The 25,288-nt window shown below is 42.8% G+C and carries 26 protein-coding genes and 1 pseudogene; 20 read left to right on the plus strand and 7 right to left on the minus strand.

Going from position 1 to position 25,288, the window contains the following annotated elements:
- Positions 1–171 precede the first annotated feature (171 nt).
- The 5 genes from RUW00_RS08265 (at position 172) to RUW00_RS08285 (ending at position 3,499) form a co-directional block, all read left to right on the plus strand.
- A complete protein-coding gene (locus RUW00_RS08265) occupies positions 172–753 on the plus strand; it encodes a bifunctional transcriptional activator/DNA repair enzyme AdaA (RefSeq protein WP_280144789.1) in 582 nt (193 codons plus the stop codon).
- Complete coding sequence (locus RUW00_RS08270; protein ID WP_209387803.1) at positions 750–1,307, plus strand: methylated-DNA--[protein]-cysteine S-methyltransferase; 558 nt, start codon at positions 750–752, stop codon at positions 1,305–1,307. The genes RUW00_RS08265 and RUW00_RS08270 overlap by 4 nt, the downstream gene beginning before the upstream one ends.
- Positions 1,304–2,062, plus strand: a complete 759-nt coding sequence (xth, locus tag RUW00_RS08275; RefSeq protein WP_280144788.1) for an exodeoxyribonuclease III — start codon at positions 1,304–1,306, stop codon at positions 2,060–2,062. Before RUW00_RS08270 ends, xth begins: the two co-directional genes overlap by 4 nt.
- A 62-nt stretch (positions 2,063–2,124) precedes the next feature.
- Positions 2,125–3,063: a LacI family DNA-binding transcriptional regulator gene (locus RUW00_RS08280; protein ID WP_021494593.1), complete on the plus strand. Its 939-nt coding sequence runs from the start codon at positions 2,125–2,127 to the stop codon at positions 3,061–3,063.
- A gap of 55 nt (positions 3,064–3,118) precedes the next feature.
- Positions 3,119–3,499, plus strand: coding sequence for a VOC family protein (locus RUW00_RS08285; protein ID WP_121984315.1), 381 nt, complete (start codon positions 3,119–3,121; stop codon positions 3,497–3,499).
- A 30-nt stretch (positions 3,500–3,529) separates the two neighbouring features.
- Here RUW00_RS08285 and RUW00_RS08290 read toward each other — a convergent pair whose 3' ends face one another.
- Positions 3,530–4,861: an MFS transporter gene (locus RUW00_RS08290; protein WP_082998124.1), complete on the minus strand. Its 1,332-nt coding sequence runs from the start codon at positions 4,859–4,861 to the stop codon at positions 3,530–3,532.
- Between the two features lie 214 nt (positions 4,862–5,075).
- Here RUW00_RS08290 and RUW00_RS08295 point away from each other — a divergent pair, with 214 nt between their 5' ends.
- On the plus strand, positions 5,076–5,972 hold the full coding sequence (locus RUW00_RS08295; RefSeq protein WP_017418443.1) for a CPBP family intramembrane glutamic endopeptidase: 897 nt from the start codon (positions 5,076–5,078) through the stop codon (positions 5,970–5,972).
- Here RUW00_RS08295 and RUW00_RS08300 read toward each other — a convergent pair.
- Entirely contained in the window at positions 5,969–8,038 is a 2,070-nt protein-coding gene (locus RUW00_RS08300) for a thioredoxin domain-containing protein (protein WP_280144786.1), read from the minus strand. The two genes, RUW00_RS08295 and RUW00_RS08300, sit on opposite strands and share 4 nt — an antisense overlap.
- 149 nt (positions 8,039–8,187) lie before the next feature.
- A complete protein-coding gene (locus RUW00_RS08305) occupies positions 8,188–9,099 on the minus strand; it encodes a DMT family transporter (RefSeq protein ID WP_280144785.1) in 912 nt (303 codons plus the stop codon).
- A 128-nt stretch (positions 9,100–9,227) separates the two neighbouring features.
- Between RUW00_RS08305 and RUW00_RS08310 the strand changes: the two genes are divergently transcribed.
- The 4 genes from RUW00_RS08310 (at position 9,228) to RUW00_RS08325 (ending at position 13,503) form a co-directional block, all read left to right on the plus strand.
- Positions 9,228–10,676, plus strand: coding sequence for an aminotransferase-like domain-containing protein (locus tag RUW00_RS08310; protein WP_103526401.1), 1,449 nt, complete (start codon positions 9,228–9,230; stop codon positions 10,674–10,676).
- A 285-nt stretch (positions 10,677–10,961) separates the two neighbouring features.
- A complete protein-coding gene (locus RUW00_RS08315; RefSeq protein ID WP_280144784.1) occupies positions 10,962–12,410 on the plus strand; it encodes an NAD(P)/FAD-dependent oxidoreductase in 1,449 nt (482 codons plus the stop codon).
- 14 nt (positions 12,411–12,424) lie between these two features.
- On the plus strand, positions 12,425–12,853 hold the full coding sequence (locus RUW00_RS08320) for an NUDIX domain-containing protein (protein ID WP_115941213.1): 429 nt from the start codon (positions 12,425–12,427) through the stop codon (positions 12,851–12,853).
- 2 nt (positions 12,854–12,855) lie between these two features.
- A complete protein-coding gene (locus RUW00_RS08325) occupies positions 12,856–13,503 on the plus strand; it encodes an HAD family hydrolase (RefSeq protein WP_280144783.1) in 648 nt (215 codons plus the stop codon).
- A gap of 246 nt (positions 13,504–13,749) precedes the next feature.
- Here the strand turns inward: RUW00_RS08325 and RUW00_RS08330 are convergent, their stop codons facing one another.
- From RUW00_RS08330 to RUW00_RS08340, 3 genes are all read right to left on the minus strand, one after another.
- Positions 13,750–14,616 carry a DUF1259 domain-containing protein gene (locus RUW00_RS08330; RefSeq protein WP_021494606.1) on the minus strand — a complete coding sequence of 289 codons (867 nt, stop codon included), beginning with the start codon at positions 14,614–14,616 and terminating at the stop codon, positions 13,750–13,752.
- Between the two features lie 333 nt (positions 14,617–14,949).
- Positions 14,950–15,495, minus strand: coding sequence for a hypothetical protein (locus RUW00_RS08335; RefSeq protein ID WP_280144782.1), 546 nt, complete (start codon positions 15,493–15,495; stop codon positions 14,950–14,952).
- A 141-nt stretch (positions 15,496–15,636) separates the two neighbouring features.
- Positions 15,637–16,545, minus strand: coding sequence for a LysR family transcriptional regulator (locus RUW00_RS08340; RefSeq protein ID WP_095271410.1), 909 nt, complete (start codon positions 16,543–16,545; stop codon positions 15,637–15,639).
- Positions 16,546–16,709: 164 nt separating this feature from the next.
- On the opposite strand from RUW00_RS08340, the gene RUW00_RS08345 reads away from it, so the two are divergent.
- A complete protein-coding gene (locus tag RUW00_RS08345; RefSeq protein WP_095271407.1) occupies positions 16,710–17,876 on the plus strand; it encodes an MFS transporter in 1,167 nt (388 codons plus the stop codon).
- A 118-nt stretch (positions 17,877–17,994) separates the two neighbouring features.
- Entirely contained in the window at positions 17,995–18,285 is a 291-nt protein-coding gene (locus tag RUW00_RS08350) for an HPr family phosphocarrier protein (RefSeq protein WP_095271467.1), read from the plus strand.
- Positions 18,286–18,523: 238 nt separating this feature from the next.
- On the opposite strand, the gene RUW00_RS08355 is transcribed toward RUW00_RS08350, so the two are convergent.
- A complete protein-coding gene (locus tag RUW00_RS08355) occupies positions 18,524–18,955 on the minus strand; it encodes a GNAT family N-acetyltransferase (RefSeq protein ID WP_014419367.1) in 432 nt (143 codons plus the stop codon).
- Between the two features lie 120 nt (positions 18,956–19,075).
- Between RUW00_RS08355 and RUW00_RS08360 the strand changes: the two genes are divergently transcribed.
- From RUW00_RS08360 to RUW00_RS08395, 8 genes and pseudogenes are all read left to right on the plus strand, one after another.
- Complete coding sequence (locus tag RUW00_RS08360) at positions 19,076–19,528, plus strand: MarR family winged helix-turn-helix transcriptional regulator (protein ID WP_007615031.1); 453 nt, start codon at positions 19,076–19,078, stop codon at positions 19,526–19,528.
- Between the two features lie 168 nt (positions 19,529–19,696).
- Positions 19,697–20,575: a YitT family protein gene (locus RUW00_RS08365; protein WP_012118921.1), complete on the plus strand. Its 879-nt coding sequence runs from the start codon at positions 19,697–19,699 to the stop codon at positions 20,573–20,575.
- A gap of 111 nt (positions 20,576–20,686) precedes the next feature.
- Positions 20,687–21,148 carry a MarR family winged helix-turn-helix transcriptional regulator gene (locus tag RUW00_RS08370; RefSeq protein ID WP_014722085.1) on the plus strand — a complete coding sequence of 154 codons (462 nt, stop codon included), beginning with the start codon at positions 20,687–20,689 and terminating at the stop codon, positions 21,146–21,148.
- Between the two features lie 13 nt (positions 21,149–21,161).
- Positions 21,162–21,800: a nitroreductase family protein gene (locus RUW00_RS08375; RefSeq protein WP_014419365.1), complete on the plus strand. Its 639-nt coding sequence runs from the start codon at positions 21,162–21,164 to the stop codon at positions 21,798–21,800.
- 30 nt (positions 21,801–21,830) lie between these two features.
- The gene (locus RUW00_RS08380; protein WP_280144781.1) at positions 21,831–22,199 is read left to right on the plus strand and encodes a DUF1304 domain-containing protein; all 369 of its coding nucleotides are present in this window, start codon (positions 21,831–21,833) and stop codon (positions 22,197–22,199) included.
- Positions 22,200–22,445: 246 nt separating this feature from the next.
- Positions 22,446–23,396, plus strand: coding sequence for a DMT family transporter (locus tag RUW00_RS08385; protein ID WP_315956580.1), 951 nt, complete (start codon positions 22,446–22,448; stop codon positions 23,394–23,396).
- A gap of 91 nt (positions 23,397–23,487) precedes the next feature.
- A pseudogene (locus RUW00_RS08390) lies at positions 23,488–24,705 on the plus strand (MFS transporter).
- Between the two features lie 50 nt (positions 24,706–24,755).
- Positions 24,756–25,265 carry a DinB family protein gene (locus tag RUW00_RS08395; RefSeq protein ID WP_021494616.1) on the plus strand — a complete coding sequence of 170 codons (510 nt, stop codon included), beginning with the start codon at positions 24,756–24,758 and terminating at the stop codon, positions 25,263–25,265.
- The last annotated feature ends 23 nt before the right edge of the window (positions 25,266–25,288 follow it).

Below are 25,288 nucleotides of genomic sequence, written 5' to 3' on the forward strand. Positions count from 1 at the left end.
TGCGGGCTCCTGCTCTTTTTTTATATCAGTCCCCCTCCATCCTGCCGAAATGTTTCACATGAAACATGGAAGTGCTCCTGACACCTATATCTTTGTTATCTTGCTCCTCTATTCAAAAACGCGTACTTATGCAATGAATTTGTTTATACTGAAAAACAGGGGGTGGCTGAGATGGAGACAGACAGAAATATCCTGACTGATGAAAAGTGGAGCGCAATCATACACAATGATGCTTCTTATGACGGGGCATTTTATTATGCAGTAAAAACGACGGGGATTTTCTGCCGGCCTTCTTGTAAATCGAGAGTTCCGAATAAAGAAAACGTGCTGGTGTTTGATACGGCTGATGCAGCGCTCGATAAACATTTTCGTCCCTGTAAAAGGTGCCGGCCGAACGGTCTTCGTCTTCCTGATGAAGAATGGATTGCTCAAATCATTGAATACATTGAACGCCATTATCACGAATCCCTGACTCTGAGTGTACTGGCCGAAATGTGTCACGGCAGCCCCTATCATTTACAGCGGACATTTAAAAAAATCAGGGGAATGTCCCCGATTGCGTATATACAGAAAATAAGATTGTCGAAGGCGGAACACCTTTTAAAGCATACTGATATGACAGTTATGGAGATCGCTCTGACTGTCGGAATTCCAAACACAGCGCATTTCGCGACCCTTTTTAAAAAGGGAACCGGGAGTTCGCCCACAGAATACAGAAAAACGGCCAAAATGGGACAGGGAGGTTCAATATGAGTAAAGAGCCTATGATCTATTGGACACTCTTCACACGGAATGATTGGAGCCTGTATACAGCCGCCACATCTAAGGGGCTTTGCTTTATAGGTTCAAATCATGGAAGCTTTGAAGAGCTTGAGCAGTGGACAAAAAAATCACTGCCGCAATACCGATTGGCACGTGATGATGAAAAGCTGGCGTCTTACACGGCAGAGCTGTCCGAGTACATTGAAAATGGCAGATCAGCTTTTTCAGTGCCGGTGGATCTTTACGGAACAGAATTTCAGCTTGCTGTATGGAAAGCGCTTATGGACATACCGTACGGCGAGACATACTCCTATTCGGGTATAGCAGAAATGATTCAGAAACCGGCAGCCGTAAGAGCTGTGGGCGCCGCGATTGGAAAAAATCCGGTATTGATTACGGTTCCGTGCCATCGCGTCATCGGGAAAAACGGGAAACTGACCGGATTCAGAGGCGGTTTAGAAATGAAAAAGCAGCTGCTGGCATTAGAGGGCGGAAACATTGAAACACTGGAATACCGGCTGAGCCGGACAGGAGGGAACACATGAAACTGATTTCTTGGAATGTAAACGGCTTGCGTGCCGTGATGAAAAAGATAGATATCAATACTTACGTTCAGGAAACGGAAGCCGATATTCTATGTCTGCAAGAAACAAAAGTACAGGACGGACAAGTATCATTACAGCCTGAAGGATATCACGCCTATTGGAACTATGCGGTGAAAAAAGGCTACTCAGGCACGGCTGTTTTTTCGAAAGAAAAGCCGCTGCACGTGTTCTATGGACTGGGGATTGACGACCATGATCAAGAAGGACGGGTGATCACGCTTGAATTTGAGCATGTGTTTGTCGTCAACTGTTATACGCCTAATGCCAAACGCGGATTAGAGCGAATTGATTACCGTCTTCAATGGGAAGCCAATTTTAAGGATTATCTGCAGAAGCTTGACCGGAAGAAGCCCGTGATATTATGCGGCGATCTGAATGTCGCACACAGGGAGATAGACTTAAAAAATCCGAAAGCCAACCGGAAGAACGCCGGTTTCTCGGATCAGGAGCGGGAAGCGTTCAGCGCCCTGCTGAACGCCGGATTTACCGACTCATTCCGCTATTTATATCCTGATCGGGAAGGCGCCTATTCCTGGTGGTCTTACAGGACGAACGCACGTGAGAAAAACATCGGCTGGCGGCTTGATTACGTTATTGTTTCAGACAGACTGAAGCAGCGGATCAGCGAAGCGGCCATTTGTGCCGATATCATGGGTTCTGACCATTGCCCTGTTGAAATGACAGTGGATTTATGATGAGATAGCAGTAAGAGAAATCCACTCTTGCTGCTTTTTTATCACCGAAAATGGAGGAGCACATGGCAAATATAAAAGAGATTGCGAAACTGGCGAATGTGTCGGTGGCCACCGTATCACGCGTATTAAACCGACACCCGTACGTATCTGAGGAGAAAAGGCGTCTTGTGAATCAAGTGATGAAGGAGCTGGATTATACCCCTAATCGAACCGCCATTGATCTGATTCGCGGAAAGACCAATACAATCGGCGTGATTTTGCCGTACAGCGACCATCCCTGCTTTGACAAAATTGTAAACGGTATCACGAAGGAAGCGTTTGCCCATGATTACGTGACAACCCTTCTCCCCACCAACTATGACCCCGCTATAGAGTTGACATATTTCGAACTGCTGAAAATGAAAAAGATTGACGGACTGATTGTCACGTCCCGTGCGAATGAATGGGAAACCGCCGTACCTTACCTGGAATACGGTCCCATTGTCGCTTGTGAATATACACAGCATCAAGAGATTCCCTGCGCTTATAATGACAGGCAGGCAGCATACAGAGAAAGCTTTTTGTATTTGAAGAACCGCGGGCATCAAGACGTTGCTTTTACATGTGTGCGGGAAGCGGAAAAAAGCCCGAGTACGGCCGACAAGGTAACCGCATATAAGGCGGTTTTCGGCTCTCTTGATGAAACCCGCATTCTGGTCGGATGCCATGATATGGACGACGGAAAGCGGGCGGGTGAGCACTTCCGGGGTTTCGACAAGGCGCCGACGGCCATCTATGCGCACAGTGATGACGTGGCTGCCGGCTTGTACCAGTTTGCGAAAGAACAGAAATGGGACGCGGAGATCATCGGCGAGGGAAATCTGAGCGTCAGCCGGGCATTGAATATTCCATCTCTGGAACTTCATTTGGAACGGGTCGGAAAGGAAGCATTTTTATTGTTTTTTCACGAAGAAACGGCTAAAAAACAAATTATGCATCAATTTCAGCGGAAAAAGTCTTGAGCTGAAATGGGTTTCATGCTTTATAACTAGATTGAGAAAAAAAGGAGGCGGACATATGCGAATTGAACATGCAGCGATATGGGTGAAAGATTTAGAACGGATGAAAGAGTTTTATGAGACATACTTCGGCGCCAAGGCCAATGACCTTTATCATAATGAGAAAAAAGATTTCAAATCGTATTTTCTTTCGTTTGACTCCGGATGCAGGCTGGAACTTATGAAAAAAGGCGGCATTGATGAAGCTCCGTCACAGAATATGACCGGATGGGCGCATCTCGCATTTTCTACAGGCAGCAAGGAGCGGGTGAATGAATTGACGGAGACGTTTAAAAACGACGGATTTCAGGTTGTAAGCGGCCCGCGCGTGACGGGTGACGGATATTATGAGAGCGTGATAGAGGATGGGGAAGGCAATTTGATAGAAATCACAGTGTAACAGTGCGGGGAACCCGCACTGTTTTATTGATTAAATTTGCTGAGCATTAGTTTTCGGACCGAAGAGGATTAACAAAACGGAACATAGAAGCCAGCAGCCGCCGATGAACAAAAAGACGCTGATGTAGCCGAGCTTAACGGCAATAAATCCGACGAGCAGGGAACCGAATATATTGGAAAAACGGCCGAGCCCGTACGCCAGCCCGCTCCCGGCCGAGCGATATTCCGTAGGATACGGCTCCGATGTATATGCGTATAAGTTTGAGGTGAATACCCGTTCCGTAACGTTGACGACAAATCCAAACACAATAATCATGACGGGAATAAACGTCATGCCGTATAACAGTCCGGCAATGGCAGTCAGAAAAGCGCTTGCGGCCAGGATCCATTTCCTTTGGAACGTCTCGGATATCATGGAACCGAGCAATGCGCCAAGCGGTGCGCCGACAGAGTGAAGCACATTGTACCACAGCGTTTTTTCCATGGTGATGCCGTTGCTTTTCAGCAGGCTGGGCACCCATGAAGCAAAGCCGTAAAAGCCAAAGGTTTCAAGAATCCATACCGCTGACAGGATGATGGTGATCTTTAAATTCCTGCCCTGAAACAGCCCTAAGTAGCCTGCGTGCTTCACTGTATGTACTTCTGCCGCCTCTTTTGGCGCGGGAAGCGGGCCTTTTTCTTTCTCTATACGTGCTTCAAGACGGTTCATAATGGCGTTTGCCTGATCATATGCGCCCCGATTTTCGTGCCAGCGCGGCGATTCCTCAAGCCGGCGGATAAAAAAGAAATAAATGAGACCGGCCGCCCCCCATACGAATACGAGCCGCCACCCCCATGAGCCTAAAGGAATGACAAAAGCGGAAACAACGTTTGTGACGGGAACGCCGATCAGTCCGATCATGGCGCAAAAGGAGATGTATTTTCCCCGTACGGAGGATGGAAAAAATTCCGCCAAATAGCTGTTCGTCACAATCATGGCGGCCGCGACGCCGAGCCCGGTCAAGAAGCGGAAAATCATTAAGGACGGAATGTCCCATGCCAGCGCATTCAGAAAAGATGAGATCGAAAAGACAAGGACAAAACAATTCAGCGCTTTTTTCCTGCCGATCCGATCGGACAGCCTTCCGCCGATGGACGCGCCTAAAAACATGCCCAGGAAGGATGCGGCCGTAATGTCGGCAATGGTGGACAGCTTCACGCCCCAATGCTCAATCAGCGCCGGAGCCACGTTGCTGAGCGTAAACAGATCAGCGAGATCGAAAAAATAGATGATTCCGAGAGCGGTTAATACTTGATAGTGCACACGCGAAATGGGGAGACGGTCTAATCGGTTCGCTACATTTGAGAATGTCTGATGTTTCATAAAAAACCCCCTGACTTTGCAATTGTAATCAGAAAATACTGTAAATTTATCTGACGAATACATTATAAAGGTCTTTTTTTGGCAAAAACAGAGTGTAAATAACCAGAGCCAAAGGAAACGGCATAGCGCTTTCTTCTTAAAATATATAACATTTCCTATATCTGTTTCTGTTTATATTGTAAAATGTTGAAGGAAAGGAAGTTGATGCATAAATATGAATACGTTTGTACGGCCCGCAGAGGGAAGAAATAGTGTATCGAGATATCTTCTTTCTCTGTTGGTCATTGTGGGTTTGTTCTTTTTTGGAAGCATACTGACCGTGTTTTATATGTTTCTCACGTCCGCTTTCAACCCTTCACTGACGATAAATTGGGATGAGGCGGCATTAAGTGACCCGCTGGCGGATATTTATTTACAGCATATCGTCTATTTCATAGCGATTCCGGGCATTTGGATAGCGGTTCGTTTCATTATGAAGCGGCGGTTTTTATCCATCATCACACCGAATCAGTCGCTGAACTGGAAGAGAATTTTCTTTGGATTCGGCACATATGTTGTGTTGATGTTTGTCGCGGGGCTGATTGATTTTACAATTCATCCGGATCGTTTCATGCTTCAGGAATTCCATGCTTCACGTTTTCTGCTGCTGTTAGCGGCGGCCGTCTTATTGGTGCCGATTCAAACCTCTGCGGAGGAATTTCTCTTTCGCGGTTTTCTGCTTCAGTTCGCCGGAAAATTGACGGCAAACGCGGTGGTTCTGACGGTCATTATCGGCGGATTATTCGGCGCACTTCATTTCGGAAATCCGGAGATGGAAAATGGAGCTCTCTGGGCGGGAATCGGATATGTCACCATCGGCATGATCTGGACCTTTATCACGATTAAAACGGGCAGTCTGGAGATGTCCCTTGGCGGTCACGCTGCCAATAATATGTTTTTATTTATCTTTCTCACAGAGGATCATTCGGTGTACGGCGGCATTCCGTCGATATTTACAACAGCAGCCGGCGGCTATGAAATATATGATTGCATATCGACTCTGGTGATCAATATCATCTTCGCATGGCTCGCGTTCCGTTTTGTGAAAAAAGAAAAGCAGCAGGCCGCCTAGGCTCTGCTGCTGATTTGTAAGGTGTTCATCGCTTCATCAATATCCGTCGTCGGCCTCCGGCAGGCGAAATTCTCGCAAATGTAGACCGTTGTCTTTCCGTCGATCATTTGATAACCCGCGGCAAAGTCAGAAATGCCTTTAAGCTCATCCGGATGTTCTGCGGCGAGAATCGTATAGGCGGGAGTGAAATGCTCCTGAAGCGCCTCAATGAAACGTTTTCTGTCAGGGTCATCTTTCCTTCCGAAAACAACGATTTCTTTTTGGGGCATTGTATGTGCCAGTACGCTTTGCATGAAGAAAGCGTTGCTGCTCGGATAGGCCTCTATTTCCCGTTTGAACACGGAAAACATCGCTTCGGCTTTTTCAATCAGTGATATATCACCCGTCAGACGGCCGAGACGAAGCAGCTGTACGGCAGCCGCGCTGTTTCCGGAAGGCACGGCCCCGTCATAAACCTCTTTTTCCCTGACAAGAAGGGTCTCGGCATCATTCCCCGTAAAGAAGAAGCCTCCGTGCCGTTCATCCCAGAACAGCTCCAGCATGCTTGTACATAACGTTTTCGCTTTCTGCAGATAAGACGGATGAAAACCCGCTTCATACAGTTCAAGATAAGCCCAGATGAGAAAAGCGTAATCATCGATAAACCCTTTGTTTTTCACTTCGCCCTCGCGATAGCGGACCATGACGCGCCCGTCCGGCATGAGGTGCCGTTCGAGAAAGCGGATCGCTGTTTCCGCCATGCTGAGAAAGTCAGGCTCGTGAAATACCTTTGCGGCCTTTGCCAGCCCGGCAATCATGAGCGCGTTCCATGAGGTCAGCACTTTGTCATCTGTATGCGGATAGCTTCTGTTTTCACGCGCTTCCAGCAATTTTGTTCTTGCCTCTTCAAGGCGTTCGGCCAGCTCATGTTCTGTGAGGCCGGTCTCTTCTAGGATGGCCTCACGCCGCGTGAAAATGAGGTGCGGGATGTTTTCACCTTCAAAATTGCCTTGATCTGTGATGTTATACACCTTGCAGTAAAGCGGGCCGAGTTCATCACCGAGAAGGTTCATGATTTCTTTTTTAGACCATATGTAATATTTCCCCTCACGGCCTTCGGTATCAGCGTCTAAAGCTGAGAAAAAGCTGCCGTCTTCATGCATCATTTCCCGCTGAATAAACGTTACGATCTGCATCGCAATCTGTTTGTAGCGCTCATTACCCGTGACTTGGTAGGCTTCTGTATATGCGGTCAGGAGAAGGGCGTTGTCATACAGCATTTTCTCAAAATGCGGCACGAGCCATTCATTATCAGTCGAGTAGCGGGCGAATCCGAACCCGATGTGGTCAAAAATCCCGCCGTTCGCCATGCCGTCGAGTGTCTTGGTTACACCGGCCAAAGCCTGTTCCTTGCCCGTATAGCTGTAGTAGCGAAGCAGAAACATGAGCATATGCGGCATCGGAAATTTCGGAGCCTGGCCGAACCCGCCGTACACCGTATCAAACCCGCCGGCCAGCTGGCGATACGTGTCATGAACCGCCTGTTCGCCAAGCATGCCCTCAGCCGGGTGAACCTTGACTTCAAGATGAGCGGCGGCGTTTTCGGCGATATCCTCGACATGCTGCCGGTCATTCGCAAACGTTTCGGACAGATGTTCAAGCACATCGATAAAGCCCGGACGGTTATATTTGCTCGTCTTCGGAAAATACGTCCCCGCATAAAACGGCTTTTGATCTGGTGTGACGAACACGTTCAGCGGCCACCCGCCCTGCCCCGTCATCAGCTGGCAGATTCTCATATACACGGAATCCACATCAGGCCGCTCTTCACGATCAACCTTGATGGCTATGAATTTATCGTTTAACATACCGGCGATCTCTTCGTCCTCAAAGGATTCGTGGGCCATTACATGGCACCAATGACAAGTCGAATAGCCGATGCTGACAAGAACCGGCTTGTTTTCGCGTTTTGCTTTTTCGAAGGCTTCTTCTCCCCAAGGGTGCCAGTTTACGGGGTTGTGGGCGTGTTGGAGCAGATAGGGGGACTTCTCCGTGATTAAACTGTTGGGTTTACTATTGTTTGGCATGGGCTCACCTGCTTTCTATTAATATTTGTACGTTTAACATACCACAATCCTCTAAAAAAATTCATACACTCAACTTTGTGAACCACACCCAAGTCATTAAAAAGGAGAACGGCTTATGACTCTATTTTCAGGGTTAAACTTCATCTACCTTATTGCTTTTTAGATAAGAAATAAGGATTTAAAATCTTTATCATTTTATTTACTGTTAGATAAGTGAAACACACCCCGGCGACTGTAACCATCCCGCCTGTCAGTGCAATAAACGCAGGTACTTCACCTAACCACACCCAAGAAATGGCCAAGGCTACGGCTGGTGTTAAATAAAGTGAAATGGTTGCTTCTGAAGTACCGACGAGTGAAGTTACATATGCAAGTGCAAAGTAAGGCACAACCGTTGGTAATAAACCTAAGTAAACGATAGACAATGTTGAGTTCATTGAAGCGTTCAAAAACTCTTCCCCTAAGCCAGGCAGAAATACAAGCATAGGAATTGTCCCGCCCCAAATAGTGAATGTAACGAATGGAATAAATCCATATTTTTTTATATAGCGGGCTTGAAAAACGAAATAAATACTCTCCGAAAAAGCTGCCAGCAGGATTAACAAAATGCCGTTCACTGAATGTGTATAGTTTCCTGCCCCAAATGTAATGATCGACACACCTAATAAACTTATGATAGAGCCAATCCATTTATAAAGCCCAAAATGTTCACCAAAAAACAGACGAGATAACATTGCAGAAAAAATAGGTGTCATGGTCACGAGTAAGCTTGCTACCCCTGCGCTGACGGTTTTTTCTCCGATATTCAGCAAAATGTGATATAGTGCAAAACCTAAAAATCCTAAAGATAAAATAGCAGGGATATCCTTCATGTCAGGTAAACGCATATGAGTCAAAACAGCAAAAACCACCAGTGCCATTGACCCAATCAACAAGCGAAACAAAGCGAGGTGTTCCGGCGTGTAACTCTCCAAACCCGCGCGAATTCCCGGGAAAGCTGATGCCCACAACCCAATCATCAGACTGTAAGATATACCGATTCGAACTGTTTTCTTTCGCATCTTTCTCACTCCTCTTTACAAAAACCAACCAGTTATTTAATGTGTTTCTATATTAATAAAGATTTGATGATATGACTTCAACCAGTTAAATAGATTTTGACCCAACCACTTTAAGGAGGATACTTTTTATGAGCGCTCCAGAAGAAAAAAAGATGAAAAAGCTTCCTAAGTACATACAAATCATTCAATTTATAAAAGAGAAAATAGGAAATGGAGAATGGCCGATTGGAAGTAAGATTCCAAGCCAGCGCACGCTTGCCAAACACTTTGAGGTGAACAGGAGCACAGTCATTACAGCTTTAGAGGAATTGATGGCGGATGGATTAATCGAAGGCAGAATGGGCAAAGGGACAGTTGTTACGAACAATACATGGACACTTTTGGCTAAGAATTCCGCCCCCGATTGGGATCAGTATGTAACCTCCGGAATCCAGCATCCAAGCCAAAAAATTGTTCAAGAGATCAATAAATCAGAATCAAATTCCGATCTTATACAGCTCAGTAAAGGAGAACTTTCACCTGAGATTTTTCCTTTAGCTGCTATGAAAGAGATGATGGGAAAGGTATCTCAAAACATAGAGGCATTCGGGTATGAGGAACCAAAAGGATATTTGCCTTTGAGAGAGGCATTAAGCGGCTATTTAAGAACAATCGGTATTCAAGCTTCATCTTCTTCCATTCTTATTGTTTCTGGAGCGCTGCAAGCCTTGCAGCTGATATCAATGGGGCTTTTGCAAAGGGGATCGACCGTTTATCTTGACCAGCCTTCCTATCTTTATTCATTACACGTATTTCAATCAGCCGGTATGAAGCTGACTGGAGTTCCTATGGATAATGATGGACTTTTGCCGGAACATATCCACATGGCAAGGGGGGAACGGGGGAGGGCTATTTTATATACAAATCCTTGTTTTCATAATCCGACAGGTATTTTAATGTCAAAAAAGAGGCGAGAAGAAATCCTTGCGGCAAGTGAGAATGCACAGCTTCCCATTATTGAAGATGATATTTATCGTGAGTTATGGATAGATGAAATTCCTCCAGATCCTATTAAAACAATAGATAAAAATGGACATGTGCTTTACATAGGAAGTTTATCTAAGACATTAAGCCCCGGCTTAAGAATTGGATGGATCGTCGGGCCGGAACCAGTGATTGAACGTTTATCCGACATAAAAATGCAAACAGATTACGGCTCCAGTTCGTTATCCCAGAGAGTAGCGGCAGAGTGGTTTACATCCGGTGAATACCAGCAGCATCTAGAACAGGTGAGAAGTCAATTAAAGGTGAGAAGACAATTGGTCATGAGTCTCTTAGAAACCAATTTGAAGAATGTCGCTACATGGAATATGCCGAAGGGAGGATTCTTTGTCTGGGTAAAAATATTGCCTTCACTATCTATGAAATTACTTTATACAAAAGCTTTGACAAAAGGGATACTTCTCAATCTCGGCAGTATCTATGCTCAAGAAAAAGGGAACTATATTCGCTTATCATATGCTTATGCATCTCTTGAAGACCTTCAAAAGGGAATTTATGAATTGGGTTTGATGATTAAGGAATTGGCAAGCAGATAAATATATAATGATTACTTTCTTAATAAAATGATTCAAATTTAAAAGCAGCCGGAACACGGTATAAAACTTAGCGGCATCACTTAGTAATTTACATATAAAGTAATTCAGTTCGTTTAAATCCTGACTTAAGTGCTTGTAAATAAGGCATCTTTATTCTCCAAAAAGAAGAAAATATGTCGATTTTAAGTCGAATATAATCCTCTTATGTAAAAATATAGAATTTAATAATTGTTTTTGGTATTATATGGTTTGTAAATTCTAAACATACAATCGGGAGGAATTTTCATGTGCAACGAACATTTTGATGTGGCTATTATAGGTGCAGGACCGGCTGGTTTGTTTTTGGCGAAAGAAATTCTGGAGAATTCAAATCAAAAAGTTGTTTTGATTGACAGCGGACCTTCTATCAAAAAAAGACATTGTCCTCTCATTCAAAAAGGTAACTGCACGAAATGTCCTACGTGTCATGTAGTAGAGGGAGTCGGGGGAGCGGGAATGTATTCAGACGGTAAATTATCTTCTTATCCTGCTGGAAGCGGCCTGGTTGAGCTATTAGGCAGTGAAGAGAAAGTAATTGAAATCAACAATTATGTATTAGAATCTTTTCTGTCAGGGATGAGTGCACAAAACATCAAAGAGACAAAGGCCGATAAAATCCAAAGCTCTGGAATGCAAAAAAATGCTGCAACTCAAAATTTAAATTGGAAAGGCTATGATGTCTATCATATTGGAACAGAAGGTATTATCGAATATTGTATTCAACTGGAAGAGCAGCTGCTGACCATGGGTCTACATCTTTTAACAAACCACAAGATGGTTAATATTGAGAAATTCCATAATATATTTACTTTAACTTTAGAAAATAAGAGAAAAGGGACATTTCATATCTCTTCAGACAAGGTAATTATGGCTACCGGGAAGGACTCAGGGACCTTTTTAAGGAATGTGATGAATAAGCTTGGTGTTAATTACGGATTTAATGAAATTGAGCTGGGTATAAGAGTGGAGACAAAGAGGGAAGGTATTATCGTATTATCAGAAACGCACCTGGATGCTAAAATTAAACAAAAAATAAGTGAAGATGTAGAAGCAAGAACCTTTTGTATGTGTAATGGAGGATTTTTGGTAAACTGTTATTATGATACTTATCTTCCAAACGAGAAGATTGCGACCATTAGCGGCTTTTCATATAGAGACAAAAAATCTCCAAACGCAAATTTTGGTGTATTGATTCGAAGAAAATTCCCTGATCATATTGATCCTATCGCTATGCAGCTGGGTATCATACAAGCAGTTAATCAAGCCTCCGGTCATGGGGGAACGATTGTCCAGCGTTATGAAGATTTCGTTGCCAGAATACCCACAATTGAAGAAAAATTGAAGCAGAATAGCATTAAATCTACTCTGCCGGATGCAGCGCCAACAAATCTGCATTGGGTTCTTCCTCAATATGTAACAGAAGCAGTGGAGGAATTTTTAAATCATTTGTCTTTATTATCTGAAGACCTAATTAATGGTGATACCTTACTGCACGCTCCGGTATGGGAACTATGCTGGGATCGTGTTCAAGCAGAAGAGGGTCTTCGTACCAATGTACCTGGATTCTATGTTGCCGGAGATGCCATTGGATGGGCACGCGGAATTATTCAAGCAGCGACTACTGGAATCGTTATTGCAAGAGATATTCTTAATGATAAAAAACCTTGCAATAAGGAGCTGACATCTACTGTCTAAAAGGAGGACTAACAGTGGAAAAAACAGAGCACCCAAGAGTGGGAGTCGGAGCATTTATTCTGAATGAGGAACAGGAATTACTATTAGTTTTACGAAAGAAGGACCCTGAAGCTAATCATTGGAGTATACCCGGCGGTAAAGTTGAGTGGATGGAAAAGGCAGAAGATACAGTTATCCGTGAAATAAAAGAGGAAGTAGGGGTCACTATTCAGGTTGATTCTTTACTTTGTGTCACAAACCATATTTTACATGATGAGGAGACTCATTGGGTATGTCCGACGTATCAATGCAGTATTCAAACTGGGACTGTAAGAAACCGCGAGTTAAATGCAATAATTGATGTTGGCTGGTTTTCTCTTCAAAATTTGCCTGATCCCTTAACGTTAACTACTAAAAATGCTTTAGAGAGTTATCTTAATAAATTTGAAAGTCAGAGAAAATAAAAATGCATACAATTTTATTCGATTTAGATGGAACCTTGGTAAATAGTGAATGGTTGGCAAAAGAGGCTTATAATCATGGAATTGAAACAGTATTAAAGAGAAAATTAACGAATGAAGAGAGAGAGTCTCTTGTCGGTAAGCCTATTGCGGTTTTTTTGAGAAGATTTCCAAACGAGGCAGAGCAAATACGTTCCTCGATATTGCAGTATTTCGAAAATAAAATCCATCAAATCAGACCGTATCCGGGTGTTATCTCTTTGCTGGAAAGTTTAAGTGAAAGAGGATATGGTTTGGGGATTGTGACCTCACAATTGAAAAAATTTGCTTATGGCGAGTTAATCAATAATAAATTAGATGGGTTTTTTAAAGTCGTTCTCACGGCTGAAGATTGTGATGAGTACAAACCGAGTCCTAAGCCATTACTAACAGCGATAAATCACTTACATGCAGATGTAAGCGATTGTTTATATATTGGAGATCAAATGACAGATATTGAGGCAGCTCATGCTGCTGATATGAAAAGTGCGGGCGCATTATGGGGAGAGGGGAAACTTACACACTTATCTGCAGCTTCACCGACATACTTTGTAAAAGAACCCCAACAACTTCTTCGCATTCTGCAAGACAACAACTATTCCGCTGCTTTTTAACATTCTCACATTAAAGGATTCAGGATAAAAAAGCCGCCGACAAAGCGGCTTTTCTTAAGTTAAGATGCCAAATATAAAAAAAAGGCTAACCTCTGCTCTCCTTGTTTTATTCAAACTTCAATCTGTATGGTTATGTCTTTCCTAGAGGCACATAGGCTTGGTTTTTGAAGAGTAAATCTTTTTTGTTTTCGGTTGATCATATGTAAAAGCGATTATTTTAATCGCTTTTTGATACTTCAAAACATGCTAAGCTTTGACCTCTTTATCAGTAAGCACTCTTAAAGCATCTCTCACTTTTAAGGCGAAGTTGACAGGTTTATCAATCGATTCGAAATGAATATACATCAGTCTCGGTTTATCAAACAGCCAGTGATTGTGAAGTGACGTTACAGTCAGATCATGTTTCCGAAGGACGCTGATAAATGGATTGATTTCTTTTTGCAGAATTACAGTTTCTCCGCTGCAAAGAGCACGGCCGTCTTTTGTCATTGATTCAAATGAAAACATTTGCGGAATGAGCAAAAATGATCTTCCGGGCCGTCCCAGTACTACTGGTTTTATATTCGTTCGGGATCTCATTACTGTACAAATTCCATTTTCAAACGTATGCATGGTTCCGCCTAGAATATCGTTGAATTCGTCACAAAGACCATGCCGTTCAATCATTTCCCCGTCAGTTTTTGGTACCGCACGCACAGTTTTAGTAGTTAGAACTCTCAGGGCCTCTCTCACTTTTCTTGCAAAATTGAGAGGTTTATCAATTGATTCAAAATGCATAAACATCAGACGCGGTTTATCAAACAGCCAATGGTTATGAACGGCAGTTACGATGATACCGAATTTGCGCAGCTCACTCATTAACGGGTTCACTTCTTCTTGCAGTAAAACAGTCTCACCTAAACATAAAGCTCTGCCTTCCCGATCCATGCTTTCAAATGAAAAGGCCTGAGGAATAAAAGGAAATGCCTCGGCTCTTCTTCCGAGTACCACCGGATGAATGTTGCTTCGAAATCTTGTCGCCGTACATACGCCATTTACCACACTTGGCGTTGAATTGAGAATTCTAGCAAATTCTTTGCAGAGTCGTGATGGCTCCATACTCGTTTCTTCCACTTCATATCTCCTCCTGGAATCTATTTATAACGTACTTAGTATTAAAGATATGTGAAGATAGAAAAAATGTAACGCGTCAGCAGTCCATATTAGAGAGAATCAGCCTTCGGGCTATTTGAGAACTAGAAAACTTTATGAATCAATTGGTAGTTTTATCCTGTTGACCTAAGTCTGACATCAATAAAGGGAATGCGGTTTGTGTACTGGTTAAAGAATATAAAGTTAAGATTGCAAATGCCGCAAATGAGAAGGTGGAAGCAACTGCAATCAGGAAACTTTGTGTTTCCTTACTTATTAAACTAATGATTTATTTGCTTGAAAATCTTTCCTCGTTTATTCCATGACTAATACATATTGTTTATCTTCCAAATAGAATATATGACTAAGGTGATTTATATCTTTAAACTTTATATGTTTTCCAAATTGTAAAGTATTTAAATTGATAACGACATCCATACTTTCATCTTTATCTTCATCTTCATATCCATCTAAGCAGGAATATATTTCAACTGATTCACCTTTTGACAAGTGTTTTTCAATGAAAAGAAAAAGTGATTTAATAGATTTACGTTGGCCAGGTGTATTGTTGGCGTGTAAGTACCCTTGTAATTCATATATATAAGGATGTGTGAATTTGTTTCTGACTGCTTCATATCCAGGGTCTAAATGAACAATATCAATTCCGTATGCATCTTCTTCTGTGTCATAAACCTTTACAAGTGAATTTTCGCTGTTCTTTCGATTTTTTTTAACTTGAGAGCGTTTGTTGACATCAATTCCTTTTATTTCTAGTTCAGAAATGGGCTTAAGTGTAGGATTCCTGTCATACTCACCGATAGGAAGTTCTTTGTCAGCCCCAATAAAATGATGTAAAGTCAATCTATTTCCTCCTTTATTTTATACAACTAAAATACTCAATCTGACTTTGGATAGTGAGATCTCTTTTTGGGTTTGAAAGCCGGATGGATGACAAGTCGGGTAGCCAATGCTGATCAGAACCCGCTTGTTTTCACGTTTTCCCTATACATCTGACGAAGAATATGTAAATTCCGCCTGAATTTCTTTTAAAAACTGTTCTGCAGCTGCGGAAAAAACCTGGTGCTTTTTCCACACGATATTTAATCCAGATTCAAGCCTTGGCTCTAACGGTTTAAAACAAAGGTTGCTGTCACCGGATGTATTCACTATTTTATCAAGGGTTATTGCGTAACCGATGCCTTCATCAACCATAATGGCTGCATTATAGGCAAGATTGTATGTAGTCACCACATTTAATTTATCAAAATCTTCACCAAACCAATCGATAAATTCATTTTTAGATAATGTCTGCTGCATGGCCTGTCGAGAACAGATGAGCGGAATATTTAATAAATCAATTGCTCGAATGGTGTCTTTGGAAGCAAGCGGACTGTCTTTTCTCATCACAACGCCCCACACATCTTTAGCCGGGATCGTCATATAATTGTATTTTGATAAATCAGCTGGTTGTATTAAAATACCAAAGTCCAGCAACCCCTTGTCGAGCCGCTCAGTCACATCGTCTTCGTTTCCGCTGAAGAGATGATACCGTATATTTGGATAACTGAACTGTAAATTTTTCACTACCCGTGCAATCTGTTTCATGGCGTCTGTTTCCCCGCCGCCTATGTACACATCTCCACTTATTGTTTCTTCCATGGAGCTGAATTCCGCCTCTAATTTACCGACCATATCCACGATTTCTTCAGCCCTCTTCCGCAGGAGCATGCCTTCATCGGTGAGAATGATACTGTGACTGCTGCGGATAAAAAGTTTTTTTCCTAACTCCCGTTCAAGATCTTTTAATTGTCTTGACAAAGTTGGCTGTGTAATATGCAAAACATCAGCAGCAGCCGTAATGCTTCCTTCTCTTGCTACAGTGAGAAAATACCGCAAAACTCTAAATTCCATATAACACTCCTCCTTAATCATGTTTTCATTGTAAATGTCTCAGAAATGCCTAACAAGCATATCTAGATATGAGATATAAGTATTTGTTATATAAAAAAGGCTTAGCTACAATAAAAAACGAGTAAGAAAATGTATTTTGTGACCATTTAAAGAAAGAGTTGTTTTTGATGAAAGAAAATAAATTGTTGATTTTCATATTAACCATGGGTGTTTTCGGTATCTTAAATACAGAGATGGGGGTTATTGGGTTATTGCCTTCCATTGCTGATCACTTTCATGTCAGCATACAAAAAGCAGGATTGACTGTGAGTCTTTTTGCTTTAGCTATCGCTGTATCCGGACCGACGATGCCGTTGTTGTTTTCGGGGATCAATCGAAAAAAGGTCATGTTATTTGTCTTAGGTGTTTTCGTTGCGGGAAACATCGCATCCGTACTTACAGCCAGCTTTACCCTTCTATTACTCATTCGTATCGCACTGGCTCTTTTTCACCCGGTTTTTTGCTCCATGGCATTTACCGCAGCCGCTTCCTCAGTAAAACCTGAAGAAGCTCCGAAAGCCGTTTCCAAAGTATTCATTGGAATATCTGCCGGTATGGTAGCCGGCGTCCCAATTGCAAGTTTCATCGATAGTGCTGTTTCGTATGAAATGGCGATGGCATTCTTTGCTATCGTAAATGCATGTGTATTGGCCGCTGCATTGGTTTTTGTTCCATCTATGCCTGTTGAAGAAAGACAATCTTACGGTGAGCAGCTTGCCGTATTAAAAAAATCTGTTATATGGGTTTCCATAGCAACTGTTATTTTATTAAATGCTTCCGTATTCGGAGTATATAGTTATATTGCGGAGTATCTGGAGACTGTTACCCAAACGTCGCCGAATATCATCAGTTTCACGTTATTCGTTTTCGGCGGAGCCAATATGATCGGAAACATCGTTGCAGGAAAGGGGCTTACGATCAACCCCGGTAAGTCCATTCTATGTTTTCCTTTGTTATTGAGTATAGTTTACATCCTTTTATTTTTCACCGGACAGTTTGCCGTGCCAATGGTCATAATCACTTTCATCTGGGGAATATTGGCCGGAGGAATCATGGCTAATCTGAACCAATATTTGATTTCATCTTCAGCCCCTGAAGCGCCTGAGTTTGCCAACGGGGTATTTATATCGGCTTGTAACATAGGAACAACTGCGGGTTCAGCTATGGGCGGGCTATTTATATCCAAAATGGGTGCACAATACGTCGTTTTGGCAGGAATACTGGCATTGCTCCTAAGCTTTGGAACAATTATAGTAAGAAACCGCCTGTTTGCTTCTCGCAGCGATTCCTGATCTACAAAAGCAAACGGGGATACCAAAGTAAACGCAATCTATCCTTTGAAAGTATTCCGGTGGGGAGGCTTCGGTAAGCACCAGCAGTCAGGAACTCGAAAGGAGCGAGGGACAAGTGATGAAAAAACGGCTTAAAATCTATGCGATTACGGGATTTGCCAGTCCGGCCTGCCTGATCGTAAGCGATGCTTCTAAGTTTAAATCTGCAATATTTCTTGAGTACAAAGGTGTTACTGTTAACTTGAAAAATTCATCCAAATCCTTAATGGATCTTATTTTAATAAGCATAAAACCTGGATCTTATATCGAGATTACCGCAAATGGGTGTGACGAGCACAAGGCTTTACAAACGATAGAACATACTTTGAGTAAATATCTTTTTATTGAGCCGGAAAATAGTTGGAATTAAGAGCATGAGGTAAGTAAGGAGAAATGACGCCTATGTCTTAAGAAAGAGCCTCACATGTTCATTGTTTCTGTAAGAATATAACAATCCTTGGTTAGAACGATAATAATACCATTTGTGACAAGCACCGGCTGCGCACACATACCTTTTAATTTGAGTTTCAGGCTAAGAAAAAAAGCCTTTATACAAGGCTTTCGGTAAATAATTCATACAGCCGTTTGGCTGCTCATTCAGTGACAGCTCACAGCTCTTTTGTCATCAAGACATGCGGGATGCCGTCTTCCATAAATTCCGGTGAATCTGTCTGATAGCCCAGTTTGTGATAAAAGCCTTCCGCATGTGTTTGTCCATGCAGTTTACATTGGGTGATGCCTTTTTCTTTTACCATGTTTTCTAATTCGCTTATGATGACTTTGCCCAACCCATATTTGCGGTAAGGCTTCAGGATGCAGATTCGTTCGAGCTTGCCTGTATGGTTTACGATGCGGACGCGTCCTGTGCCGGCAGGCTGATTTTCATGATAAACCAAGACATGCCCGCACTGTTCCTCAAGTGTATCGAACTGATCAAATTCATCGGATTCAGGTACTTGCTGTTCCTCAATGAATACTGCTTTTCTAATCTCAAGCGCTGCTTGTAAATCAATTTCCGTTGTTATCCTTTTTATCTGCATGATCAACCAATCCTTTTCACATGTTAGTCTGGACTGCACGGCTTGCTTGTGTTCTTATAGAAGTAACGATAAAACAATTATATTGCAAATGCAACAAAAACATGAAGGGTTTGAAAAGATATGACTGATATTTTGCGGGAAATCGGTATGATCGCACGGGCACTGGATTCCATCAGCAATATTGAATTTAAGGAATTAGACTTAACAAAAGGGCAGTATCTCTATCTTGTGCGTATATGTGAAAACCCGGGAGTGATACAGGAAAAAGTGGCGGAAATGATTAAAGTAGACCGAACAACAGCGGCGAGAGCAATCAAAAAATTGGAAATACAAGGGTTTATTGAAAAGCGTCCTGATGATCAAAATAAAAAAATAAAAAAACTGTTCCCGACTGAAAAAGGGAGAAAGGTTTATCCGTTATTGCAAAGAGAAGGAGAGCATTCTGCGGAGGTAGCCCTGTCCGGCTTTACATCTGAGGAAAAAGAAACCATTTTCAGCCTTCTTCAGCGGGTGAGAAAAAATATAGAACATGATTGGGAATATGTGAAGAAGGGGAATAAAAGAGATTATTGATGGTTATTAATTCCTTTTGGTGAATGATTAAAGTCATAAATGGATACGTTATCTGTGAAATCTCCTTCCTCGGTTCCTGCTTCAACATAGCCGATAGGCTTATTTTTAACGAAAAGTATCAATTATGGTATATTTAAATAAGAAAAAATAATTGAAGCGGGGAATGATATGAGTACAATCGAAAAACAAAGACGTAAGAAATTCAGAGTGAAATCAATCGTACGGGCCATCATGGTCATCATCGGCGGAATTATTGCCGCGTATGGACTGGAAACCGTATTGATTCCGAATAGTGTATCTGACGGCGGTGTAACCGGACTCAGCATTGTCGGTTCACAGCTGTTTCATTTGCCTCTTGGGATCTTAATTGCGGTGATCAATATACCGTTTGTCTGGTTAGGATATAAGCAAATCGGGAAAGGTTTTGCGTTTCTATCAATTATCGGTATTGTCTCACTTGCCGCGGGCACGAGTTTTTTCCACCACACACCGGCTATCATCGAGGGAGACACCCTGTTAATCACCGTTGTCGGCGGGATTATTCTCGGCTTTGGAATGGGATTGGCATTGCGCAACGGCGGCGCATTAGATGGAATTGATATGCTGGCTGTGCTTCTGTCACGGAAATTGCCGTTTGGCACGAGCGACCTCATTTTATTTTTAAACATGTTTGTGTTTATTTTTGTTTCTTTTGTATTTGGGCTGCAAGGCGCATTGCTTTCGGTCATTGCTTACTACATTGCATCTAAGGTGATTCATGTGGTTGAGGAAGGCTTAAGCGGTTCTAAAACATTTCAGATTATCACCAATGAGCCTGCATTAATGGTAGAGACCATTCGTGAAGAATTGGGCCGGAGCGCTACTTATAAAGAAGCATACGGCGGTTTTTCTCATGAAAAATTCCAAGAAATCACATGTGTCATCAACCGTTTGGAAGAAACCAAACTGAAAGAAATTATTAATGACATTGATAAACAAGCCTTTGTGACGGTATATGATGTCGCAGAAGTAAAAGGCAGTAATTTCAGAAAAGTCCATAATCATTAAGTAGAGAGCTGCCGTTAACCGGCAGCTTTTTTTAAAAAAGGAGAAAAAACTTGCAAAAAAAGAATGGCGGCTGTATATTGTTGATATATCAAACATTGACTAGTCAATTAATTGCGCAAAAGAAAGTGGGGATGGGTTTTGACAGCATGTTGTTCAGAGGAAGGCGAGATTTTATATCAGCTCCAATCACTGCACAAAGTGATCGGCACGAAGTTTGAAGCGTGCACCGGAATCAGCCAATCCCGCCTTGAGCTTCTCGCCGTGCTTTTTTACGTCGACGAGATCAGCCAAAGCGATCTTCAGAAAAAGGTGAATATTGATGGCGCAGCCGTGACAAGACACTTGAAACAGCTTGAAGCCAAAGAAATGGTCACAAGAAGGCGGAAGCCCGAGGACAACCGAATTATACTTGTCCGGCTTACTGATCAGGGGCGGGAGAGAATTGAGGCTTCCAAAAAGGAGAAGGAGCGTTTCATAAAGGAAATGCTTGCCGGTGTCAGCGAGGAAGAACGCAGTATGTTAAAAAACGTATTGTCGCAGATGCAGAATAATATAGAAAATATGAAAGCATAGGAGTGTATTACACATGAAAACAGAACTGAAAACAAACGACTTTATGGACATTATGAAAGGCCGCCGTTCCATTCGGAATTACGATCCGGCTGTTAAAATCAGCAAAGAAGAAATGACTCAAATTCTGGAAGAAGCAACGACAGCACCGTCTTCAGTCAACGCGCAGCCGTGGCGTTTTCTCGTCATTGACAGCCCTGAAGGAAAAGAAAAACTCGCGCCGCTTGCCAGCTTTAACCAAACACAAGTCAGCACATCATCTGCGGTGATTGCGGTTTTCGCAGATATGAACAATGATGACTATTTAGAAGAAATTTATTCGAAAGCGGTCGAACTGGGCTACATGCCGCAGGAAGTAAAAGACAGACAAATCGCTGCGTTGACGGCGCACTTTGAAAAACTTCCGGAGCAAGTGAACCGTGAAACGATTCTGATCGACGGAGGCCTCGTTTCCATGCAGCTGATGCTTACGGCACGCGCGCACGGCTATGACACAAACCCGATCGGCGGCTACGATAAAGAAAAGATCGCCGAGGTTTTCGGAATGGATAAAGAGCGTTATGTACCGGTCATGCTGTTATCAATCGGAAAAGCGGCAGACGAAGGATATGCTTCCTACCGTCTTCCTATCGAAACAATCGCACAATGGAAATAAGTTTGAGGTGAAGCTGAGAGGAGAGGGACAGTGGACATAATTGCGGCTGTTTTCGTCGGAATTGTAGCTTTAGAACATGTATTTATCATGATACTTGAAATGTTTTTTATCAATTCGAAGGCAGCTAAGCGGTCCTTCAAATTGCCGAAGCATTTAGAAGGTGACCGGAATGTGGCGGTCATGTTTGCAAATCAAGGTCTGTATAATGGATTTCTGGCTGCCGGTCTCATTTGGGGGCTGATCCTCGGAGCTGATCCGATGGGCCATATGATTCAATTGTTTTTCGTCATCTGTGTGGTCATCGCGGCCATTTTCGGAGGCTTTACTTCAAACAAATCAATTATCGTAAAACAAGGACTTCCGGCTGTTTTAGCGCTTATTTTTCTTTTATTGGCGTAGGCAGAACGGAGTGAGGGCTTCCGGAATGGGAGCCCTCTTTTTTTATTCTGTTTTAAAAATCATTCCTGATAAATGGCTGATTCCGGCCGCTTGTTCTTGAGATGATAGGTTAATTTGAAAGCCGATGCCTGCGCGCATCGGCTTTTTTTCGGGTGATAGAAATACATTTTAGTATATAAAACAAAAAGGGAAACTGCTCACAGAATCGAAATAAATAATATTCGCACTAAGGAAAGGTGTAAATCTATGAGCAAAGTCGAAGTGAATACTCCGCCAAAACTAAACCATCCGTTTCTCGCCGGAATGTTGTTTATGATTGTTGGTACGCTGTGTTTTGCCTCAAAATCGATCTTTATTAAGTGGGCTTACACATTCGGAGCCACCCCGGAGTCAACGCTATTTTTCAGACAAATGATTGCAACCCCTCTTTTTTGCATCATTTTTCTTATGTATCGTGCAAAATTATCTGAAAAACCGGCAAAGGCTGATATAGTCAGAGCAGGAATCACGGGTCTGCTCGTTTTTTTTCTATCTCCGCTGTTGGACTTTATCGGGCTGCATTATGTTTCAGCTATTGTAGAAAGGATGCTCGTTATGAGTTATCCGATTTTTGTCATGATTATCTCGTTTTTCGGAAAAATAGAGAAAATCACCGCTTCAGACATCATTTCAGTCGTTGTGGTCAGCATAGGAATCTTTTTTTCCATTGGCGGCTGGAATCTGCACGAATTGAGTGCTAATATATTTGGCGCTTTTCTCGTTCTTCTGTCGTCCGCGGTTTACGGACTTTATTTGGTCTTATCCGGTCAGCTTGTTCGCAAAGTAGGGAGTATCCGTATGAATGCATATGGGATGTCCTTAGCAAGCATTGCTATGGTGCTTTTTTTAATCGCAAGAAAGGGTTTTGGCTATCAGACAGAGCTATGGTCGTTTCAGCCACCCGTATATTTCCTTTTTTTTATCATTGCTGTATTTACAACAGTCGTTCCTTTTTTATTTATGCTGGAAGGTATCAAACGGATTGGGGCAGTAAGAGGGTCTTTGATTTCAATGATGGGCCCGATCATCACAATCATCTTTGGCGCTTTTTTCTTGGGCGAGCGCTTAACATGGATACAGTGGATAGGCTGTTTCATTGTCCTAAGCATGATTACTTTTTCGGAAGGCAGGAAGATCAAATTAAAGGTGAGAGCCTGACATACGAAAGCCTCCCACTAAGGAGAGAAAGTAAACGAAAAAATAAGCCGATGCCTGCACGCTTCGGCTTTGGGGAGTGAGGTTGCTGAGGATGAATATGAAGAGAGCGTATTATGCTATTTTATACAGCCAGACCGCTATCAACTTGGGGTTCTCACTTTATACGATGGCTGTCATCTTGTTTTTGTTTACAAAAACCGGTTCGACGGCGATGGCCTCTCTTATGACGTTCGTCAGCATTGTATGCCGCGTATTGGGCAGCGCCGTTTTGCCGCTGGTCACCGGCCGGTTCACGCTTCGTTCTTTGTTAATCGGTTCTCAATTGATACAGATCACACTGTTAGTCTGTTTGTTTTTTGTCATCCAAGCCGGTTCATCCGCATTCTTTTTTCTGCTGTTTTGTCTGATCGGAGGCATTTCTTTTTGCAACGGATGGTTTGCTCCGATAAAAAGCGCGTTGATTGGGGAAATCATTCCTCCTGATCGAAGGGCGAAAGCGAACGGTTTATTATCTGCGGCGGATCAAACCGTTCAGTTTGCGGGGTGGTCTCTCGGCGGCGTCATCATAGCGTTCTTGGGAGAGAGCGATACAATGATCGTCACTGTCATGTTATTGGTTTCTTCGGTTTTGGGCATCATTCTGTTTCTTCAAGTACGCATGTGTGCGCCGGCAGCAGTCAGGGAACGTTCCCTTTTTGCAGATGCGGCAAGCGGCTGGGTGTATTTATTTCAGCAAAAACAGCTCAGGGTTCTCATTGTGATGGATGTGATCTAATCGTGGGCAGGCATGATATGGATCGGGTCTGTGTCCTTAACTTATGTGCATGACGTCCTTCATAAAGGAGAGGCTTGGTGGGGGTATGTCAACGGAGTCTATTATGCAGGGACGATGATCGGCGGACTGATCATCTATAAGTTATCCGGTAAGTTTCAGCATCATCTCATTCCGCTTATGCTGACGGGAGCTTTGGCATATGGAATGTTCACGTTTATTTATGGGTTGATCACAAGCGCCGTTGCGGCCCTTTTTCTGGTGCTGTGTATGGGGCCGGCTTGTGTATTACGAGATCTCACGCAGGAAACATTACTTCAAAACATCACGACCGAAAAGACACGGGTCAATATATTAGCGGCGAGATCAGCTTTAGTTCAGTTCATTTTTATGTTTTCCATTATCGGAACGGGGGTTATCTCGGATGTATTCGGCGTGCGGTTTATTTATATTGGCGCAGGCCTCCTCTTATTAATTTCGGCTTTTATCGGATTTTCTCAGCTGCGAATGAAGAAGTTGGTACAAAGCCGCATGTAGTGTAGTATAATTAGGAACGTACGTTCTATATCGAGAGAGGAGAGGGTAATGTGGGACATCTGGCACTGCAATTGTATGATTATCATCTTTGGGCAAATCAGCAAATATTCACCCGGCTTAAAGAGCTTCCGGAGGATGTGTACCGTAAGGAGATTCAAAGTGTCTTTCCGTCGATAGCCGGTGTATTGACTCATGTGTATCTGTCGGATAAGGGGTGGTTTGATGTGTTCTCCGGAGAGCGTCTGGAGGATACGCTGAAATCAGCTGAACAGCAAAAAGAGGACATCTTGTCTAAAGAGATAGAAGAGCTGGAAGATATGTTCTCGGAATTATCAGACCGGTATCAATTATTTTTGCAAAAGGAAGAAAATATCAGTCTCCCCCTTGAAATAGAGCATCCGTCAGGTGACATCATGAAAACCGCAGCGGCCGATATGATCCTCCATGTTGTGAACCACGGAACGTATCATCGCGGGAATATAACAGCCATGCTCAGACAGATGGGGTATGCTTCTGTGCCGACGGATTACGGTATTTATTTATATATAAACAAAAAGTAAACAAGACAGCCAACGCGGCTGTC

It is taken from the genome of Bacillus sp. IS1 (assembly GCF_032461585.1).
GTDB lineage: Bacteria > Bacillota > Bacilli > Bacillales > Bacillaceae > Bacillus > Bacillus velezensis.

What these genes read in the sequence shown, in the direction of transcription:
- RUW00_RS08280 (WP_021494593.1), top strand. Translation starts at nt 2,125, where the DNA reads ATGGCAAATATAAAAGAGATTGCGAAACTGGCGAATGTGTCGGTGGCC.
- RUW00_RS08270 (WP_209387803.1), top strand. Translation starts at nt 750, where the DNA reads ATGAGTAAAGAGCCTATGATCTATTGGACACTCTTCACACGGAATGAT.
- RUW00_RS08375 (WP_014419365.1), top strand. Translation starts at nt 21,162, where the DNA reads ATGAAAACAGAACTGAAAACAAACGACTTTATGGACATTATGAAAGGC.
- RUW00_RS08300 (WP_280144786.1), bottom strand. Translation starts at nt 8,038, where the DNA reads ATGCCAAACAATAGTAAACCCAACAGTTTAATCACGGAGAAGTCCCCC.
- RUW00_RS08310 (WP_103526401.1), top strand. Translation starts at nt 9,228, where the DNA reads ATGAGCGCTCCAGAAGAAAAAAAGATGAAAAAGCTTCCTAAGTACATA.
- xth (WP_280144788.1), top strand. Translation starts at nt 1,304, where the DNA reads ATGAAACTGATTTCTTGGAATGTAAACGGCTTGCGTGCCGTGATGAAA.
- RUW00_RS08285 (WP_121984315.1), top strand. Translation starts at nt 3,119, where the DNA reads ATGCGAATTGAACATGCAGCGATATGGGTGAAAGATTTAGAACGGATG.
- RUW00_RS08340 (WP_095271410.1), bottom strand. Translation starts at nt 16,545, where the DNA reads ATGGAATTTAGAGTTTTGCGGTATTTTCTCACTGTAGCAAGAGAAGGA.
- RUW00_RS08265 (WP_280144789.1), top strand. Translation starts at nt 172, where the DNA reads ATGGAGACAGACAGAAATATCCTGACTGATGAAAAGTGGAGCGCAATC.
- RUW00_RS08305 (WP_280144785.1), bottom strand. Translation starts at nt 9,099, where the DNA reads ATGCGAAAGAAAACAGTTCGAATCGGTATATCTTACAGTCTGATGATT.
- RUW00_RS08360 (WP_007615031.1), top strand. Translation starts at nt 19,076, where the DNA reads ATGACTGATATTTTGCGGGAAATCGGTATGATCGCACGGGCACTGGAT.
- RUW00_RS08295 (WP_017418443.1), top strand. Translation starts at nt 5,076, where the DNA reads ATGAATACGTTTGTACGGCCCGCAGAGGGAAGAAATAGTGTATCGAGA.
- RUW00_RS08350 (WP_095271467.1), top strand. Translation starts at nt 17,995, where the DNA reads ATGAAAAAACGGCTTAAAATCTATGCGATTACGGGATTTGCCAGTCCG.
- RUW00_RS08315 (WP_280144784.1), top strand. Translation starts at nt 10,962, where the DNA reads ATGTGCAACGAACATTTTGATGTGGCTATTATAGGTGCAGGACCGGCT.
- RUW00_RS08290 (WP_082998124.1), bottom strand. Translation starts at nt 4,861, where the DNA reads ATGAAACATCAGACATTCTCAAATGTAGCGAACCGATTAGACCGTCTC.
- RUW00_RS08325 (WP_280144783.1), top strand. Translation starts at nt 12,856, where the DNA reads ATGCATACAATTTTATTCGATTTAGATGGAACCTTGGTAAATAGTGAA.
- RUW00_RS08365 (WP_012118921.1), top strand. Translation starts at nt 19,697, where the DNA reads ATGAGTACAATCGAAAAACAAAGACGTAAGAAATTCAGAGTGAAATCA.
- RUW00_RS08385 (WP_315956580.1), top strand. Translation starts at nt 22,446, where the DNA reads ATGAGCAAAGTCGAAGTGAATACTCCGCCAAAACTAAACCATCCGTTT.
- RUW00_RS08355 (WP_014419367.1), bottom strand. Translation starts at nt 18,955, where the DNA reads ATGCAGATAAAAAGGATAACAACGGAAATTGATTTACAAGCAGCGCTT.